We start from the raw sequence: 17,587 nt of genomic DNA, 5'->3' as shown, positions 1-17,587 counted from the left end.
TTTGCTCCACCCATGGCTGAACTGGTGTTCTTCTCGGGCACGATGGACTGCGGCAAGTCGACGCTGGCGCTGCAGATGGACCACAACCACTCCGCCCGCGGCCGGCAGGGCCTCATCCTGACCCGCCACGACCGGGCCGGTGCGGCGACCATCTCCAGCCGGCTGGGCCTGCGGGCGGACGCGGTCGAGGTGACGGACGACTTCGACTTCCACGCGTACGTGGTGCACCGGCTCTCGGCGGGCGGCCGGGTGGACTACCTGATCTGCGACGAGGCGCAGTTCTTCGCCGCCGAGCAGGTCGACCAGTTGGCCCGGGTGGTGGACGAACTCGACATCGACGCCTACACGTTCGGGATCACCACGGACTTCCGCACCCGGCTGTTCCCCGGCTCCCAGCGGCTGATCGAGCTGGCCGACCGGGTGGAGGTGCTCCAGGTCGAGGCGCTGTGCTGGTGCGGTGCGCGGGCGACGCACAACGCCCGGACGGTGGGCGGGGTGATGGTGGTCGAGGGCGCCCAGGTGGTGGTCGGCGACATCTCGGTGAACGAGGACGAGGTCGGGTACGAGGTGCTCTGCCGCCGGCACCACCGCCGCCGGCTGACCGCGGCGACGGCCCGCGCCTCGGTGCTCTCGCCGGACGTGCTGCCCTTCGAGCAGCAGGTCTGAGTCCTGTCCCGGGCGTGCTAACGGAGTTCCAGCACCGAGAAGTGCCCGCCCTGCGGGTCGGACAGCCGGGCGGCGCGGCCGCGGGCGGTTTCGTGCGGTTCGACCAGGACGCGGCCGCCGAGTCCGACGGCGTGCCGGGCGGTGGCGTCGGCGTCGCGGACGGCGAAGTGGACCCGCCAGCGGGGCGGATGGCCGCGCAGTTCGGCGCGGTGCCGGATGCCGGCGACCGGCCGGCCGTGCACGAGTAGCGCGGACTCGTCGTCGGCGTGCCGGACGGGGCGGTCGAGTACCGCGGTGTAGAAGGCGACGGCGCCGTCGGTGTCGGGGGTGAGCAGTTCGGTCCAGGCCGGTCCGCCGGGTTCGGGCCCGGCCTCCCGGCCGGTGTGCTCCTCGCCCTGCCAGAGTCCGAAGACGGCGCCGGCGACGTCGGCGGCGATGGCCATCCGCCCGGCGCGCTCGGCCTGGAGCGGCCCGACGGCCACGGTTCCGCCGCAGGCGCGCACCAGTTGGGCGGTGTGGTCGGCGTCGTCGACGGCGAAGTAGCTGGTCCACTGCACCGGGAAGCCGGTGGCGGTGGAGACGCCGAGGCCGGCGACCGGTGCCCCGTCGAGTTCGGCGCGGACGTAGGCGCCGAGTTGGCCGGGGCCCGGGGTGTAGGTCCAGCCGAGCAGGTCGGCGTAGAACGCGCGGGCGCCGGCCAGGTCGTCGGTCAGCAGGCTGACCCAGCAGGGGGTGCCCTGGGCCAGTCGGAGTTCCACCGCGGGCAATGCGGGCCTCCTCATGGGTGGTTGGCGCAATGGGTGGTCGGCGCAATGGCTGGTCGGCGCACGGAAATCCTCGCGCGCGAGGGTGATGCTTCCACTCTGGCGCGCGTCGAACCCTCGGGCCGCGCGGAAATTCCGGCAAAGAGCGCACAAAGAGCGGCGGGGCCGCGGCGCTGCGCGACAATGGCCGCCATGACCACCTACAACGACGGTTCCCCGCTGATCTCCGCGGCCGGGCTGGCGCAGGCGCTCGCCTCCGCGCGCCCGCCGGTGCTGTTGGACGTGCGCTACCGGCTGGTCGGTGCCGCGCAGTCCGGTCCGACCGCTGTCGAGGAGTACCGGGCCGGGCACCTGCCCGGCGCCCGCTTCGTCGACCTGGACCGTGACCTCGCGGCCCCGCCGGGCGCCCCCGGCCGGGGCGGCCGCCACCCGCTGCCGGGGCCGGAGGAGTTCGGCGCGGCGATGCGCCGCCTGGGGGTGGACTCCGACCGCCCGGTGGTGGTGTACGACGGCGCGGCCTCGCTGGCGGCGGCCCGCGCCTGGTGGCTGCTGCGGTGGGCCGGGCACCGGGACGTCCGGGTGCTGGACGGCGGGTACGCGGCCTGGTCGGCGGCCGGGCTGCCGGTGACGGCGGAGGTCCCGGCGCCGGCGGAGGGTGATTTCAAACCGGTCCCGGGGCAGTTGCCCGTGGTGGACGCGGACGGTGCGGCGGCCTGGGCGCGCGGTGCGCTGCTGCTGGACGCCCGGGCGGGGGACCGCTACCGGGGCGAGAGCGAGCCGGTGGACCCGCGCGCCGGGCACATCCCGGGTGCGGTGTCGGCGCCGACGGCCGAGAACGTGGCGGCCGACGGGCGGTTCAGGTCGGCCGAGGAACTGGCGGAGCGGTTCCGCGCGCTGGGCGCGGGTGAGCGGAAGACGGCGGTGTACTGCGGCTCGGGGGTGACGGCGGCGCACCAGATCCTGGCGCTGGAGGTGGCGGGCCTGCCGGCGACGCTGTACCCGGGGTCGTGGAGCGAGTGGTCGAGCGACGAGGCCCGCCCGGTGGCGGTGACCGACCAGCCGGGCTGAGCCGGGGCGTGCGTCAGGGGCGGGAGGCCGAGCCTCCCGCCCCTGACGTATGGGCTGTTACTCCTGCTTCTTGCGCCGGCTGCCGAAGACGATCTCGTCCCAGCTGGGCACGGTGGCCCGGCGGCCGGGCCGGACGCCGTCCGCCTCGGCCTGGCGGTCGGTGGTGCCGACCAGGCGCTCGCGGTGCGGGGCGACGGCCCGCGGCATCAGGATGTCGGCGTAGGCCGAGCCCGCGCCGACCGCCGGTGCGGCGGCCGCGGCCGCCTCCTCGCTCTCCTCGGCGACCTCTGCGGGCACCGGTTCGATCGGGGCGGGGCCGACGGCGAGGTCGCCGCGGAAGGCGGGGACCACGTCGAGCAGGCTGGTCAGGGAGTCCCTGGACTCGGCGGTGGCCTCGCGGGACTCGCGGACCTCACGGGCGGACATGATGCGGTCGGCGGAGGGCCGGTCGATCATCGGGCGGGGCGGCCGGTCCTGGGGGAGCCGGGCGATCCGCGGGATGAACGGGAAGACCGACTCCTCCTCGCGCTCGACGTTCTCGCCGATCAGCGCGCGGGCCTCGTCGTCGTTGGGCTGGACCAGGCGCCGGGGCGGGTCGTACGTCCAGGAGGCGCTGCGGCCCTCGTCGTCGGCACGGTAGGCGAGGATGACCTCCCAGGTGCCGTCGTCGCGCCGCCAGGAGTCCCAGCGTTCGGTGTCCTTCTCGGCGCCGCGCAGCGCGAGCCGCTCGGCGACGGCCTCGCCGAGCTGGGGCCCGGTGGATTCGCCGTTGCGGCGGATGGCGGTCTTGCGGGCGCGTTCGGCCATGAAGGCGCGCTCGGCGAGGACCGGACCCTCGAAGCGGCGGACCCGGTCGACGGAGATGCCGGCGGCCTGGGCGACCTCCTCGGCGGAGGCGCCGGCTCGTATCCGGGCCTGGATGTCCCGGGGCCGCAGATGGCTCTCGACCTCGATCTCGATCTGGCCGAGGCGCGGACGATCCCCACGGATGGCGGCGCGTAGCCGCTCGTCGATGGGAAGGGTGTACTCCGTGCTGTCGGCAGCCTTGAGCACCAGCCGTGTGCCGTCGTTGCTGACGGCCACAACCCGCAGTTCGGGCACGGTTACCTCCCGGGTGGTGCCTGCCGACGTCACCTGCGTCGCTGCTCCCGTACTGAGTGTGGCCTGCCCAATCGCGACTGGCCACAACCTTGCTGAGTTCCCCGGCGTGTCGGGCATACGCCCGGTCACGCCGCTGTGGCACGGTTGCCTTTTTGCCACGCCATCCGTCGACGTCGCACCTGGGTGCCCCGGCCGTCCTCGCACGCGGAGTGTTCGCGACGGTCCGGGACGGGCGTCGCCGTGCGTGCCTGTTCCGTGGCTCTTCGTCAATCTGCCGGTGTGGGCGCAGTCGACAAGTCGACCCAAGGCTCAGGCTTTACGAACAGTACTCCATTCGTGGCATCCGAAGGGGCGGCTCGCCGCTCAAGTCTCCCGCGATTCACGGGAATCTCAAGAGCGCATGCCCCCAACGGCGGACCACCGGCGAGTGAACGGTGATCATCTTCACATATATCGGAGCCGGAGAACCGCATTTTCGCCCCTTGTGTCCTTCTTTGGGCAAGATGGAGTGACTTGTTCGAGGAACAGTCGTACGGACCGAGGGATGTTGATGCCGGAGCGGAGCCCCGCCGAGGAGGGCGGCAAGAAGGAGCGCAAGCGGATCGATCTGAGTGTGGCTCAGGTCGCGGCGAGTGCGCTGGCCACGGTGGTGGGGGCGCTGTTCGCCTCCGAACTCGGCGTGTACGGAACGATCCTGGGTGCGGCGGTGGTCAGTGTCGGGGCCACCACCGGCGGTGCGGTGTTCCAGCACATCTTCCGGCGCACCGGCGAGCAGCTGCGCGAGGCGGTGGTGGACCGGGGGCCCGGCCATGCCGTGAACGGGCTGCGCCAGGTGTCGGAGCATCCGGTGGAGCCCGCGCCTTCGGCGATCTCCTCGGAGTGGAACGAGCCGCAGGTGGTCCGGGCGCGTCGGCGGTGGACCTGGAAGACCTACGCGGCGGTGTCGGGGCTGGTGTTCGTGGTGGCGATGGTGCCGATCCTGGCGTTCGAACTGGCCACCGGGCAGCCGGTGTCGGCGACGGTGAAGGGCGAGTCGGGCAACGGCACCTCCTTCGGCGGCGTGGTGAGCCCGAAGTCCTCCGCCCCGCGGGAGACGCCGCCGGCGGAGCGGCCCTCCACCGGCGGCGGGCGCGGCTCGGAGCCCTCGCCGTCCGGCGGCGCCTCGGCCCCGCCGACGACGCGGCCGAGCCGGGAACCGAGCACCGGCCCGGGCGCGGGCCCGAGCGGTGGGGCCGGTGAGCACGGCGGCGGTACGGCCTCGCCCTCGGCGGGTCCGAGCGCGACGCCGTCGGCCGGTTCGTCGCCGACCGCGGACGGCGGGAAGCCCTCCGGCACCGGCGGCGGGGCGAGCCCGCAGCCGCCGGTGCCGAGCAACGCCCCCGCCTCCGTGGCCCCGTCGCAGCCCGGGGCGCCGACCCGGGGCGCCACCCCGTGATCAGGCGCCGAGGACCCGGCGCAGGTAGTCGTTGCCGAACACGCGCTGCGGGTCGACCTCGTCGCGCAGGGCGGTGAAGTCGCCGAAGTGCGGGTAGGCGCCGGACAGGTACTCGGCGTCCCGGGTGTGCAGCTTGCCCCAGTGCGGGCGGCCCTGGTGGGCGCACATCAGCTGTTCGACGCCGGTGAAGTAGCCCTGGTCGGTGGTGCCCCGGTAGAGGTGGACGGCGATGTAGGCGCTGTCCCGGCCGGAGGCGGTGGAGAGCCAGAGGTCGTCGGCGGGGGCGAAGCGCACCTCCACCGGGAAGCCGACCTTCCAGTCGGAGCGCTCGACCAGGGCCTTCAGCTCGCGCAGCACTCCGGCGACGGCCGCGCGCGGCACCGCGTACTCCATCTCCACGAAGCGCACCTTGCGCGGGCTGGTGAACACCCGGTGCGCCGTGTCGGTGTAGCTGCGGTCGGACCAGGCGCGGCTGGCCAGCGAGGCGATGGCGGGGATGCTGGCGGGGAAGCGCCGGCCGACCCGGCAGGCGCCCTCCCAGACGGTGTTGGAGAGGAAGTCGTCCTCCAGCCACTCCTTGAACCGGGGCAGCGGGGCGGCCGGGCCCTGGCTGCGGTTGTTGCGCTTGGTGGCGCAGCGGTCGGTGTGCGGGAACCAGTAGAACTCGAAGTGCTCGTTGACCGCGGTGAGGTCGTCCAGCCGTTCCAGCACCTCGTCGAAGGCCATCGGCTGCTCGTGCGCGGTGAGCAGGAAGGCCGGTTCGACGGCGAAGGTCAGGGCGGTGATCACGCCGAGGGCGCCGAGGCCGAGCCGGGCGCCCTGGAAGAGCCGGGGGTGCTCGGTGGGGGAGCAGCGCCGGACGCTGCCGTCGGCGAGGACGATCTCCAGGGCGCGGATCTGGGCGGCGAGCGAGCCGGAGTCGCGGCCGGTGCCGTGGGTGCCGGTGCTGGTGGCGCCGGCCACGGTCTGCACCTCGATGTCGCCCATGTTGGTGAGGGAGAGACCCTCGGCGGCGAGGATCCGGTTGAGCCGGGCGAGCGGGAGGCCGGACTCGACGGTGATGGTGCCGGCCTCGCGGTCGATCTCGCGGACGGCGGTGAGCGCGTGCGGGCGGAGCAGGACGCCGTCGCCGGCGGAGGCGATCGAGGTGAAGGAGTGGCCGGAGCCGACGGCCTTGACGGTGCGGCCCTGTTCGGCGGCGCGCAGGATCTCCTTGGCCAGTTCCTCCGCGGTGCCGGGGGTGGCGGCCCGGGCGGGCCGGGCGCTCTGGTTCCCGGCCCAGTTGGTCCACCGGGTGGGGGTCGCGGTAGTGGCCTGGGGCATGGCGCCGCCTCCTGCTCCGTGGCCGACCGGGGTCGGCGCGGTCCGGGGCGGTGGGGGCCGCCCTACCCGCGGGTAGGCCCGCGGGTAGGGAGAGATTAGTCAGTTCACCGTCCGAGGTCTACGGTCTGTCCGGCCGCTTCTGCGGGCTCGTCGGCGGCCTGCTCGGAGGCGAGCCCGGCGCGCAGGCGGCCGAGGCCGGCGAGCGCGGTGACCACGCCGAAGACCCCGGCGGTCAGCGGCACCCAGTAGCCCGCGGCGGAGCCGGCGGCGTCCACCACCCAGCCGCCGGCGGAGGAGCCGACGGCGACGCCGAGGGCGAGCCCGGTGGTCGTCCAGGTCATGCCCTCGGTCAGCTGGGCGGCCGGGACGAGCCGTTCGACCAGGGCCATCGCGGTGATCAGGGTGGGGGAGATGGCGATGCCCGCGATCAGCAGCGCGCCGCCGACCGCGATCAGGCCGCCGACTCCGTGCACCGACTCGGCGACCAGCAGCAGCGGCGCCATGCTGAGCGCCATGAACAGGACGCCGGCGAAGAAGCGGCCCGCCATCGAGCCGGTGAGCTTGAGGGTGCCGAACACCACGCCGGCCAGGCAAGAGCCGAGCGCCCACAGCGCGAGGATCACGCTGGCGAGGGACTTGTGCCCCTGGGTCTCGGAGTAGGCGACGGTGACGACCTCGACCGAGCCGAAGATCGCGCCGGTGGCGACGAAGGTGAGGATCAGCACCTGGAGGCCGCGGTTGAGGATCACCGAGCCGCCGACGTGCCGGGCGCCCGGGTGGACCGGTGGTTCGGTGGCGCGCTGCCCGGCGAACAGCAGGACGCCGACGGCGAGGAAGACCCCGGCGAGCAGGACGCCGGCCTCGGGGAAGACGGAGGTGGCCAGGCCGATCGAGAGGATCGGGCCGACGATGAAGCAGACCTCGTCGACGACGGCCTCGAAGGAGTACGCGGTGTGCAGCTTGGGGGCGTCGTCGCGGTACAGGTGGGCCCAGCGGGCGCGGACCATCGCGCCGGTGCTCGGCATGACGCCCATCCCGGCCGCGAAGACGAAGAGCGTCCAGTCCGGCGCCTTCAGCCGGGCGCACAGCAGCAGGCCGACCACGGCGACGATGGTGAGCGCCATGGCCGGGACGATTATTCGGCGCTGCCCGTGCCGGTCCACCAGCCGGGAGACCTGCGGGCCGAGCAGCGCGGCGGAGATCGCCAGGGTCGCCGACACCAGGCCCGCCACCCCGTAGGAGCCTCTGAGCTGGGAGAGCATGGTCACGATGCCGATGCCGGTCATGGAGATCGGCAGCCGGGAGACGAAGCCGGTGGTGGAGAAGGCCAGACTGCCGGGGGAGGCGAATATCTGGCGGTAGCTGGACAGCACGGGAGCTCCGCGGGGGTAAGGAACGAGGCTGGTCAACACAGCTTACGTACCTTGGCAAACAGTATTTTCCGGACACCCTCGCGGCCCCGACGGGGCGCTCCGGCCCCTCAATGGCAGGATCGGTGCCATGTCCGACGCGCGCAAACCCTCACCGTCCGGCGCCGCCCCGGCAGCGCCGCAGCCGTACGACGCCCTGCTGCTGCTCTCCTTCGGCGGGCCCGAGGCCCCCGAGGACGTCGTCCCGTTCCTGGAGAACGTGACCCGGGGCCGCGGCATCCCCAAGGAGCGGCTGAAGGAGGTCGGCAAGCACTACTTCCTGTTCGGCGGGGTCAGCCCGATCAACGAGCAGAACCGCGAACTGCTCGCCGCGCTGCGCAAGGACTTCGCCGAGCACGGCCTGGACCTGCCGGTCTACTGGGGCAACCGGAACTGGGCGCCCTACCTGGTGGACACGCTGCGCGAACTGGCCGCCGACGGCCACCGCCGCGTCGCCGTCCTCGCCACCAGCGCCTACGCCGGCTTCTCGGGCTGCCGCCAGTACCGGGAGAACCTGGCCGACGCGCTGGCCGCCCTCGCCGCGGAGGGCCTGCCCGAGCTGCGGGTCGACAAGCTGCGGCACTTCTACAACCACCCCGGCTTCATCGAGCCGATGGTCGACGCCACCCTGGCCGCCCTGGCGCGGCTGCCCGAGGACGTCCGGGCCGGCGCCCGGCTGGCGTTCACCACCCACTCCATCCCGGACGCCATGGCCGAGACCTCCGGCGCCCCGGACGACCCGGCCCGCGGCCGCCCCGGCGGCGCGTACGTCGCCCAGCACCTGGACGTCGCCCGGCTGATCGCCGGGGCCGTCGCCGAACGCACCGGCGTCGCGGACCGGCCCTGGGAGCTGGTGTTCCAGAGTCGAAGCGGCGCTCCGCACACGCCGTGGCTGGAACCCGACATCTGCGACCACCTGGAGGCCCAGCACGCCGACGGCGCGCCCGCCGTGGTGATGGTCCCGATCGGCTTCGTCTCCGACCACATGGAGGTCAAGTACGACCTCGACACCGAGGCCGTCGCCAAGGCCGCCGAACTCGGCCTGCCGGTGGCCCGCGCCGCCACCGTCGGCGCCGACCCGCGGTTCACCGCCGCGGTGCGCGAACTCGTCCTGGAGCGGGCCGCCGCCGAGCGCGGCGAGCCGGTGACCCGCTGCGCCCTCGGCGCGCTCGGCCCCAGCCACGACGTGTGCGCGGTGGCCTGCTGCCCCAACCCGCGAGCCCCCCGCCCGGCCGCCGCCGAGCGCTGACCGCCCGTCCCGCTTTCCCGGAGGAGAGACCCGTGCCCACTCCCGCCCTGCCCGACGACCGGCTCCTCGACGACCTGCTGGAGGTCGCCCTGGACGCGGCCCGGCAGGCCGGCGCCCTGCTGCGCGACGGCCGGCCCGCCGACCTCGGCGTGGCCGGCACCAAGAGCAGCCCGGTCGACGTGGTGACCGAGATGGACCTCGCCTCCGAGAAGCTCGTCCTGGAACTGATCACCGAGCGCCGCCCCGAGGACGGCTACCTCGGCGAGGAGGGCGCCGAGCGGCCCGGCACCAGCGGGGTGCGCTGGGTCGTCGACCCGCTCGACGGCACGGTCAACTACCTGTACGGGCTGCCCTCCTGGGCGGTCAGCGTGGCCGCCGAGCTGGACGGCCGGGCGGTCGTCGGCGTGGTGTACGCGCCGGCCCGCGGCGAGCTGTTCCACGCCGTCCTCGGGCGCGGCGCCCGGCTCGACGGCCGGCCGCTCTCCACCCGCCCGGCCCCGCCGTGGGGCCAGGCGCTGATCGGCACCGGCTTCAACTACGTCCAGTCGGTGCGGACCCGCCAGGCCGAGGTGCTGCTGTCCCTGATGCCCGAGGTGCGGGACATCCGCCGGGGCGGGGCCGCCGCGGTGGACCTGTGCGACGTCGCCGCCGGGCGGCTGGACGGCTACTACGAGCGCGGCCTCGCCCCCTGGGACCGCGCGGCCGGCTGCCTGATCGCGGCCGAGGCCGGGGCCCTGGTCGGCGGACGCCCCGGGCGCGGCCCGGACGGCGAGCTGACCGTGGCCGCCGCGCCGGGCGTGTACCAGCCGCTGCAGGAGCGGCTGGCCGCGCTGCGCGCCTGGGCCGACTGAGGACACGCCCTGGGCCCCTGGACGGCCCTGGACAGCGAAGAGCCCTGGCATACGGGGGATGCCAGGGCCTGGGTTTTTCGCACGACCCCCGCAGGGCCGCTGGTGCCGGAGGTCCGGCGTCGGGTCGGAAGGTCGGGTGGATCAGGCGGCGGTGCGGTGGCGCTCCAGCACGGTGTCCACGCCGTGCTCGGCGGCGAGCCGGCGGAGGTCGTCCAGCTCGGACTGCTCCACCTCGGCGAGGAACTCGTCCCCGGCCTCGATCGCGCGGTGCAGATCCTGCTCGGCGTTGGCTATGCGCTGCAGGATTCCGGCCTTGAAGGCGTCCATACGGGCCCCCTTACTGTGTCGGACGTGCACGGTCGTACGTTCTCCGCCCCGAGGAGGTGTGGCCAGCGGCAGCGCCCCGTCCGGCAGGTCGTGAATCTCCGGTCGAGCGCGGAGACGGCCTTCGGCCGCTCCCGGTGACGTCCCAGCCCCAGGGCCGGCGCGGATGAACGCACGGCGGGTGGGTGCGATCGGCCAAGAGCCAGATCGCGGGTGTGAAGCTGTCCTCCCCGCCGGGGGGATGGGGAAACCTTCCGGCCCGAGAAAGTTGCCTGTGTCACAGTCCAACCGGACTGGTCCCGGCACGAACGGTCACCACCCGCCGCCAACGCTCCGTGCCTGAGCGGCAGCTTATCGCTGCTTTACCGGCGGACCAGGCAGGATGGAGGCACCGTCGGAGCCGCGCGTCCGCTTCCGGGGCCGGCCTGGAGAAGGGACAACGATCGTGCGGGTTCTCGTCGTCGAGGACGAGCAGCTGCTCGCCGAGGCTGTCGCCACCGGCCTGCGCCGCGAGGCGATGGCCGTCGACGTGGTGTACGACGGGGAGGCCGCGCTCCAGCGCATCGCGGTCAACGACTACGACGTCGTGGTCCTGGACCGCGACCTCCCACTGGTCCACGGTGACGACGTCTGCCGCAAGGTGGTCGAACAGGGACTGGCCACCCGGGTGATCATGCTGACCGCCTCCGGCGACATCAGCGACCGGGTCGAGGGCCTGGAGATCGGCGCGGACGACTACCTTCCGAAGCCGTTCGCCTTCAGCGAACTCGTCGCCCGGGTAAGGGCGCTGGGCCGCCGCGCGACCGTTCCGCTGCCCCCGGTGCTGGAGCGGGCCGGCATCTCGCTCGACCCGGGCCGCCGCGAGGTGATCCGCGAGGGCCGGACCGTCCAGCTCGCCCCCAAGGAGTTCGCCGTCCTGGAGGTGCTGATGCGGGCCGGCGGCGCCGTCGTCTCCGCCGAGCAACTGCTGGAGAAGGCCTGGGACGAGCACACCGACCCGTTCACCAACGTCGTGCGCGTCACCGTGATGACGCTGCGCCGCAAGCTCGGTGACCCGCCGGTGATCGTCACCGTCCCGGGCTCCGGCTACCGGATCTGACCGGACCCGCCGGACCACCTGACCGGATCCGAGCGGACCGCACCGGATCCGGCCGCCGGACCCGGTCGGACCACCCCCACCCCGCGCCCGCCCCGGCGGACGCCCCGAGAGGACCATCATGACCACCCCGCCCCCGGCCGGCGGGCCCTCCGGCGCGCCCGCCGGCGGCCCGCGCGCCGTACCGCCCAAGCCCCAGCACCCCCCGCGCGCGCCCCAGTCCGGCCGCTACACCCCCGGCGACGGCATGCTCGCCTGGCTGCCCTTCCGGCCGACCATCCGGATGCGGCTCACCCTGCTCTACGGCGGCATGTTCCTGATGGCCGGCGTGGTCCTGCTGCTGCTGATGTACGTGTTCTTCCAGGACGCCGTGAACAACCTGGCGCCGCGCACGTTCCAGTTCGACGGCAGCCTGCGGGTCAACGGCGTCCCGATGAACAGCGCGCAGTTCAACCAGGAGCAGGCCGGCGACTACCTGCTGCGCTCCAACTCGGCGCTCAACACCCTGCTGCGCAAGTCGCTCACGATGCTGGTCTGCCTCGCCGTGATCGCCTTCGCGGCCGGCTACGCGCTGGCCGGCCGGGTGCTGCGCCCGCTCGGCCGGATCACCCGCACCGCCCGCGACGTCGCCTCCTCCGACCTGCACCGGCGGATCGAGCTGGACGGGCCGGACGACGAGCTCAAGGAACTCGCCGACACCTTCGACGACATGCTGGACCGGCTGGACCGGTCCTTCGACTCCCAGCGCCGCTTCGTCGCCAACGCCTCGCACGAACTGCGCACCCCGCTGGCGATCAACCGCACCCTGCTGGAGGTCCAGCTCTCCGACCCGGCCGCCTCGCCCGACCTCCAGCAGCTCGGCAAGACCCTGCTGGCCACCAACGAGCGCAGCGAACAGCTGGTGGAGGGCCTGCTGCTGCTCGCCCGCAGCGAGAACGAGCTGACCGACCGCCGCCCGGTGGAACTCTCCGAGGTGGCCACCCGCGCCCTGGAGCAGACCAGGGCCGAGGCGGACCGGCGCGAGGTCGAGCTGCGCTCCAAGCTCGCTCCGGCCGTGGTCGCGGGCAACGGCGTGCTGCTGGAGCGGCTGGCGCTCAACCTGCTGCAGAACGCCGTCCGGTACAACACCGCCGGCGGCTGGGTCGAGCTGGCCACTGCCGAGGTGCCCGGCGGCGGCGAGCTGGTGGTGTCCAACACCGGCCCGGTGGTGCCCGGCTACGAGCTGGAGCACATCTTCGAGCCGTTCCGCCGGGTCAAGGGCGCCGACCGCACCCGCAGCGACAAGGGGGTCGGGCTCGGCCTGTCCATCGTCCGCTCGGTGGTGCGCGCCCACGGTGGCACCATCGAGGCCACTGCGCGCGCCGGTGGCGGCCTCACCATGCGGGTCCGGATCCCCAACCCCTGACCCCGCCCGCCGGGCCCCTCCCGGGCCCGCCGCGCCCTCCCCGCCGCCGCGCTCCGTAAGCGACCGTTCACCGCCGCCCCCGTCAGGCCCGTCAAGACGACATAAGGCCTGGCGGGGGCGGCTTGTCATTTCCTGCCCGGGCAACTTACGGTGTCGTAACCTACGGAACCGTAAGTGCGTCGCAGACGTGCCCGCCCAACGCGCCCGTCCCGCGCGTGCCGTCCCCCAGGAGCAAGACCGTGACCATCGCCCCTGTGCAGAGCAGCGCCTCCCTCGGATCGACCGGCTGGACCGACGCCCGGCTGATCCTGGCCCTCGAAGAGGTCGTGGAGAAGGAGCTCAACCGCCACCTCGGCGTGGCCAAGGAGTGGATGCCGCACGAGTTCGTGCCGTGGAGCCAGGGCCGTGACTTCGACGGCGTGCTGGGCGGCGACGCCTGGGCCGTCGAGCAGTCCCAGGTGACACCGCTCGGCCGGGTGTCGCTGGTGGTGAACCTGCTGACCGAGGACAACCTCCCCAGCTACCACCACGAGATCGCCAGCATGTTCGGCCGCGAGGGCGCCTGGGGCACCTGGGTGCACCGCTGGACCGCCGAGGAGGGCCGGCACGGGATAGCCATTCGCGACTTCCTGCTCGCCACCCGGGCCGTCGACCCGGTGGAGCTGGAGCGGGCCCGGATGAGCCACATGTCCGAGGGCTTCGAGTCCGACAACGCGCACAGCATGCTGCAGTCGGTCGCGTACGTGGCCTTCCAGGAGCTCGCCACCCGCATCTCGCACCGCAACACCGGCAAGTACGCCGGCGACCCGCTCTGCGACCAGCTGCTGGCGAAGATCGCCAACGACGAGAACCTCCACATGGTCTTCTACCGGAACCTGCTGAAGGCCGCCCTGGAGATCGCCCCCGACCAGGCCATGCGGGCCGTGGCCGACGTGGTCACCAACTTCCGGATGCCCGGCCACGGCATCCCCGGCTTCGAGCGGGCCGCCGCGCAGATCGCCCTCGGCGGGGTCTACAACCTGCGCATCCACCACGACGACGTGCTGCAGCCGGTGCTGCGCCACCTGCGCGTGATGGAGATCGGCGGCCTCGGCCCGGAGGGTCTGATGGCGCAGAACGAGCTCGGCGTCTTCCTGGACGGGCTGGACGGTCAGGCACGCAAGTTCGAGGAGCGCCAGGCCGCGATCCTGGCCCGTCGGGCCGCGCGCCGGAGCGCCGACTAGGGTGTTCGGCGGAGCAGCCGAAGTGGGTGGATTTTCCGTGGTTTGCCCTGGAAGATTCTGAACGTGACCAAGCTCACATCGTGTCGCTCCGTGGTTTCACCCGACCTCGGAGAGTGATCACCCGAACAGGGGTGTCGATCGCAGTCCGTGACCGGATTTCGGGTCCGCACCCGGCCGGATGATTGGCCGGTACCCCAGGTGGGCAAGGGAACGGGCGAGCATCAGTGCGGCCCGTGCTCACTGTGAGTGGCCGCCGAGCGGATGCTGGAGGAGGCTGGCGATGGCCCAGCGTGAGGCCTCCCACAGCCTGGTGGATCACCCCAACGGACCCCTGGCTGAGTGTCGATTGAGTAACAGGGCTTGAAGTAAGGCAAAATCTCCGCCTCGGGTCGGGCACAAGACCGACCCCCCATGCGTTACGTGCGCTGGAGATACCGCACACACCGCACAAACCCGGAGGGGGAGAGCGAACAATGGCAACGGACTACGACACCCCACGCAAGACCGACGACGAGCTCAACGAAGACAGCATCGAGGAACTCAAGGCTCGGCGGAACGACAAGGGCGGCGGCTCTGTCGACGTCGACGAGTTCGACGCGGCCGAGGGCATGGAGCTCCCGGGCGCAGACCTCTCGAACGAGGAGCTCGCGGTCCGGGTGCTGCCGAAGCAGGCCGACGAGTTCACCTGCATGAGCTGCTTCCTGGTGCACCACCGCAGTCAGCTGTACAGCGAGAAGAACGGCAACCCGATCTGCCGGGACTGCGGCGCCTGAGCACCGCGGCGGACAGGGCCCGGCACCCGCGGCTTCCGCGGGGCCGGCACAGCGCCCCTTCCGGCCCCGGGCAGCGGGGCCGGACGGCAGGTCCGGGAGCCGTCCTGACGGACGGCACCGGGAGGACGGAGTCGGCCATGAGCACGTCGGCCGGCACAAAGTCGTAGGGACGGTCCCGCATCAGCGGAACCGTCCCTCTCCGTTTTTCGGGCCTGTGCGCGTTCCGGGGCTGCCCCCGGGCGTGCGCGGGCCCTCCGCCAGGTGCTGGCCGGCAGGATCCGGCGCCCTAGGTGCGGGCGCCGCGACGGGCCTCCTCCAGCGCCTCCGCCAGCTTCATCGGCGAGCGGGTCGACAGGTAGAGGTAGGGCGTCGGGTCGGACGGATCGGTCACCTCGATCCGCAGCGCCGTCGGGACGTAGCTGCGCAGCAGCATGAAGGCGCGCGGGTTGGCCTTCGGCCCGCGCCAGGCCACCGCCTCGGCGGGGCTCAGCGGGTGCGCGGTGCCCAGGGCGTCCACCGGGATCCGGGCCGGCCCGGCCACCAGTGAGCCCTGCACCACGCGGATCCGGACCGAGCCGTAGCTGCTGATCGCGACCGCGCCGGCGGCGATGCCGACCACCAGCCCGACCAGCGCGGCCAGACCGCTGACCCGCAGCAGGATCAGGGCGAGCGTGAGCCCGGTCGCGACCGGGAGCAGCCACCAGGAGCGCGGCACCGTGAGGCGTTCGTCGTACATGCCCCCATTGTGGGCGTCCTGACGCCGGTGCCGGGACGCCACCCCCACCGGCCGCGCGCCTACCCCTGGGTAGGCTGGGGCCCCGTGACCGGTTCGACCACCCCCACCGCCCCCGCCGACCGGCCGGCGCCCGCGCTGCCGCCGTCCCCGACCACCCCGCCGCCGGACGCCGTGCTGCCGCCGCGCGCCCCCGAGGCGCCCGCCCCCGGCACCCGGCTCGGCTCCCACTACGAGCACTGCTTCGGCTGCGGACCGCAACACCCCGGCGGGCTGCGGATCGACGCGGTCGCCGGCGAGGGACTCGACGTCACCGCCGAGTTCGCCGTCCGGGACGTCCACCAGGGCGGCCCGGGCCTGGCCCACGGCGGAGTGCTGACCACCGCCATGGACGAGACCCTCGGCACGCTCAACTGGCTGCTGCACGCCCCCGCCGTCACCGGCCGGCTGGAGACCGACTTCCTCTGCCCCGTCCCGGTCGACTCGGTGCTGCACCTGCGCGCCTGGGTCACCGGCGTCCACGGCCGCAAGATCTACAGCGCCGCCGAGGCGCGCATCGGCGGCCCCGACGGACCGGTCGCGGTGCGTGCGCAGGCGCTCTTCATCCAGGTGAAGCTGGAACACTTCACCACGCACGGTCGTCCCGAGGACATCGAGAAGGTCCTCGACGACCCGGATCTGATGAAGCGCGCACGAGCCTTTGAGGTGAACCCTTGAGCAACACCCCCCGCCCGCCGCTGGACGTCCTGATCAGGCGCATCGACCCCGAGTTGCCGCTGCCCGCCTACGCGCAGCCCGGCGACGCGGGAGCCGATCTGCGCACCACCGTGGACGCCGAGCTGGCCCCCGGTGAGCGGGCCGTCCTGCCCACCGGCATCGCGATCGCCCTCCCGGACGGCTACGCGGCCTTCGTCCACCCCCGGTCCGGGCTGGCAGCTCGTTGCGGAGTTGCTCTCGTGAACGCCCCGGGGACGGTCGATGCCGGGTACCGTGGAGAGATCAAGGTGATCGTCGTCAATCTGGACCCGCGCGAGGGGGTCAGCTTCCGCCGAGGGGACCGGATCGCCCAGCTGGTGATCCAGCAGGTCGAGAAGGCCCGCTTCCACGAGGTGGCCGAGCTGCCTGGGTCGGCACGTGCCGAGGGCGGGTTCGGGTCGACCGGCGGCCACGCCGCGGTCTAGCATTCCCGCGGCCTCGCAGGAAGCCGAGCAGGTATTCGCATCGGTCTTGGACCGGGAAGGACAGTGACCGTGTTCCGTCGTCGCCAGAAGAGCGAGGACGCTGTCGAGCAGCTCGCCGACGACGCCATCAGCGCCGACGAGACGGCCGATGACGTCGAAGGTTCCGCCGAGAGCGAGAACGTGACCGAGCTGGACCCGTCCGACAAGGTCGGCCTGCCGCCGGCCCCGCGGCCGGACGGTCCGTGGGACCACTCCGAGCTGGAGAACCCCGAGGAGGGGCGAGTGGACCTCGGGGGTCTGCTGGTCCCCGGTGTCGAGGGCATGGAGCTGCGGGTGGAGGTCGCTGGTGACGCGATCGTCGCCGCGACCCTCGTCCTCGGCAACAGCGCCATCCAGCTGCAGGCCTTCGCCGCTCCCAAGTCGGAGGGCATCTGGGGGGAGGTCCGGGAGGAGATCGCCAACGGCATCACCGCGCAGGGCGGCCTCATCGAGGAGGAGGAGGGCCCGCTCGGCTGGCACCTCCGCGCGCAGGTCCCGGTGCAGCTGCCGGACGGCACCCAGGGCGTACAGCTGGTGCGCTTCGTCGGTTGCGACGGCCCGCGCTGGTTCCTGCGCGGTGTGATCTCGGGCCAGGCCGCCGTGCAGCCGGAAATGGCCGGGATCCTGGAGCAGGTCTTCCAGCAGACGGTCGTCGTCCGGGGCGAGAGCCCGATGGCGCCCCGCGACCCGATCGTGCTGAAGCTGCCCGAGGACGCCCAGATGGTCGCCGACGGCGGCGGTGCGGCTGCGGCGGCCGGGGAGGGCGACAACCGTTTCGGCAGCGCGGCCCTCGACCCGTTCGCCCGCGGTCCGGAGATCACCGAGGTCCGCTGACCTGGTCCGTGTCGCACTGATCGCCCCTGCCCGGGACCCTGGGCAGGGGCGATTTGCATGTGGCGGTCCTGTCCCCGTACAGTTCCGGAGTCGCCGCGAGAGAGCGGGGGCAA

Annotated in this window: 18 protein-coding genes; 12 read left to right on the top strand and 6 right to left on the bottom strand. The window is 73.2% G+C overall.

Features of this window, described 5'->3' with window-relative positions; translation table 11 throughout:
• Positions 1–12: 12 nt before the first annotated feature.
• Positions 13–666: a thymidine kinase gene (locus ABT015_RS18065; protein ID WP_063349376.1), complete on the top strand. Its 654-nt coding sequence runs from the start codon at positions 13–15 to the stop codon at positions 664–666.
• A gap of 17 nt (positions 667–683) precedes the next feature.
• Here the strand turns inward: ABT015_RS18065 and ABT015_RS18060 are convergent, their stop codons facing one another.
• Positions 684–1,424 carry a VOC family protein gene (locus tag ABT015_RS18060; RefSeq protein ID WP_350880222.1) on the bottom strand — a complete coding sequence of 247 codons (741 nt, stop codon included), beginning with the start codon at positions 1,422–1,424 and terminating at the stop codon, positions 684–686.
• 198 nt (positions 1,425–1,622) lie between these two features.
• Between ABT015_RS18060 and ABT015_RS18055 the strand changes: the two genes are divergently transcribed.
• Entirely contained in the window at positions 1,623–2,498 is an 876-nt protein-coding gene (locus ABT015_RS18055) for a sulfurtransferase (protein ID WP_350880069.1), read from the top strand.
• 57 nt (positions 2,499–2,555) lie between these two features.
• Here ABT015_RS18055 and sepH read toward each other — a convergent pair whose 3' ends face one another.
• Complete coding sequence (gene sepH / locus ABT015_RS18050) at positions 2,556–3,632, bottom strand: septation protein SepH (protein ID WP_079135886.1); 1,077 nt, start codon at positions 3,630–3,632, stop codon at positions 2,556–2,558.
• 517 nt (positions 3,633–4,149) lie between these two features.
• Between sepH and ABT015_RS18045 the strand changes: the two genes are divergently transcribed.
• Positions 4,150–5,034, top strand: a complete 885-nt coding sequence (locus ABT015_RS18045) for a hypothetical protein (RefSeq protein ID WP_350880066.1) — start codon at positions 4,150–4,152, stop codon at positions 5,032–5,034.
• On the opposite strand, the gene ABT015_RS18040 is transcribed toward ABT015_RS18045, so the two are convergent.
• Positions 5,035–6,357 carry a D-arabinono-1,4-lactone oxidase gene (locus ABT015_RS18040; protein ID WP_350880064.1) on the bottom strand — a complete coding sequence of 441 codons (1,323 nt, stop codon included), beginning with the start codon at positions 6,355–6,357 and terminating at the stop codon, positions 5,035–5,037. It abuts the gene before it with no gap.
• Positions 6,358–6,461: 104 nt separating this feature from the next.
• Positions 6,462–7,730: an MFS transporter gene (locus ABT015_RS18035; protein WP_350880062.1), complete on the bottom strand. Its 1,269-nt coding sequence runs from the start codon at positions 7,728–7,730 to the stop codon at positions 6,462–6,464.
• A gap of 127 nt (positions 7,731–7,857) precedes the next feature.
• Between ABT015_RS18035 and ABT015_RS18030 the strand changes: the two genes are divergently transcribed.
• Both ABT015_RS18030 and ABT015_RS18025 read left to right on the top strand, forming a co-directional pair.
• Positions 7,858–9,015 (top strand): ferrochelatase, encoded by a 1,158-nt coding sequence (locus ABT015_RS18030; RefSeq protein WP_350880060.1) that lies wholly within the window; start codon positions 7,858–7,860, stop codon positions 9,013–9,015.
• Between the two features lie 32 nt (positions 9,016–9,047).
• The gene (locus ABT015_RS18025) at positions 9,048–9,866 is read left to right on the top strand and encodes an inositol monophosphatase family protein (protein ID WP_350880058.1); all 819 of its coding nucleotides are present in this window, start codon (positions 9,048–9,050) and stop codon (positions 9,864–9,866) included.
• Positions 9,867–10,007: 141 nt separating this feature from the next.
• Here the strand turns inward: ABT015_RS18025 and ABT015_RS18020 are convergent, their stop codons facing one another.
• The gene (locus tag ABT015_RS18020) at positions 10,008–10,193 is read right to left on the bottom strand and encodes a hypothetical protein (protein WP_030057688.1); all 186 of its coding nucleotides are present in this window, start codon (positions 10,191–10,193) and stop codon (positions 10,008–10,010) included.
• A 442-nt stretch (positions 10,194–10,635) separates the two neighbouring features.
• Here ABT015_RS18020 and ABT015_RS18015 point away from each other — a divergent pair, with 442 nt between their 5' ends.
• The 4 genes from ABT015_RS18015 (at position 10,636) to ABT015_RS18000 (ending at position 14,687) form a co-directional block, all read left to right on the top strand.
• Positions 10,636–11,289, top strand: coding sequence for a response regulator transcription factor (locus tag ABT015_RS18015; RefSeq protein WP_063349384.1), 654 nt, complete (start codon positions 10,636–10,638; stop codon positions 11,287–11,289).
• Positions 11,290–11,407: 118 nt separating this feature from the next.
• Positions 11,408–12,691 (top strand): sensor histidine kinase, encoded by a 1,284-nt coding sequence (locus tag ABT015_RS18010; RefSeq protein ID WP_350880055.1) that lies wholly within the window; start codon positions 11,408–11,410, stop codon positions 12,689–12,691.
• 239 nt (positions 12,692–12,930) lie between these two features.
• Positions 12,931–13,914 (top strand): acyl-ACP desaturase, encoded by a 984-nt coding sequence (locus ABT015_RS18005; protein WP_350880053.1) that lies wholly within the window; start codon positions 12,931–12,933, stop codon positions 13,912–13,914.
• A gap of 473 nt (positions 13,915–14,387) precedes the next feature.
• Entirely contained in the window at positions 14,388–14,687 is a 300-nt protein-coding gene (locus ABT015_RS18000; protein ID WP_030057692.1) for a DUF4193 domain-containing protein, read from the top strand.
• Between the two features lie 286 nt (positions 14,688–14,973).
• Here the strand turns inward: ABT015_RS18000 and ABT015_RS17995 are convergent, their stop codons facing one another.
• Entirely contained in the window at positions 14,974–15,423 is a 450-nt protein-coding gene (locus ABT015_RS17995; RefSeq protein ID WP_350880051.1) for a DUF3093 domain-containing protein, read from the bottom strand.
• 135 nt (positions 15,424–15,558) lie between these two features.
• On the opposite strand from ABT015_RS17995, the gene ABT015_RS17990 reads away from it, so the two are divergent.
• The 3 genes from ABT015_RS17990 to ABT015_RS17980 all read left to right on the top strand — a co-directional run bounded on the left by ABT015_RS17990 (position 15,559) and on the right by ABT015_RS17980 (position 17,474).
• Positions 15,559–16,137: a PaaI family thioesterase gene (locus ABT015_RS17990; protein ID WP_063351415.1), complete on the top strand. Its 579-nt coding sequence runs from the start codon at positions 15,559–15,561 to the stop codon at positions 16,135–16,137.
• Positions 16,134–16,601 (top strand): dUTP diphosphatase, encoded by a 468-nt coding sequence (dut, locus tag ABT015_RS17985; RefSeq protein WP_350880049.1) that lies wholly within the window; start codon positions 16,134–16,136, stop codon positions 16,599–16,601. Before ABT015_RS17990 ends, dut begins: the two co-directional genes overlap by 4 nt.
• 69 nt (positions 16,602–16,670) lie before the next feature.
• Positions 16,671–17,474, top strand: coding sequence for a DUF3710 domain-containing protein (locus ABT015_RS17980; RefSeq protein WP_350880047.1), 804 nt, complete (start codon positions 16,671–16,673; stop codon positions 17,472–17,474).
• Positions 17,475–17,587 lie beyond the last annotated feature (113 nt).

This window comes from Kitasatospora sp. NPDC094016 (genome assembly GCF_040304045.1).
In the GTDB taxonomy this organism is placed as follows: Bacteria; Actinomycetota; Actinomycetes; order Streptomycetales; family Streptomycetaceae; genus Kitasatospora.
This window is presented reverse-complemented; position numbering and strand designations above follow the sequence as displayed.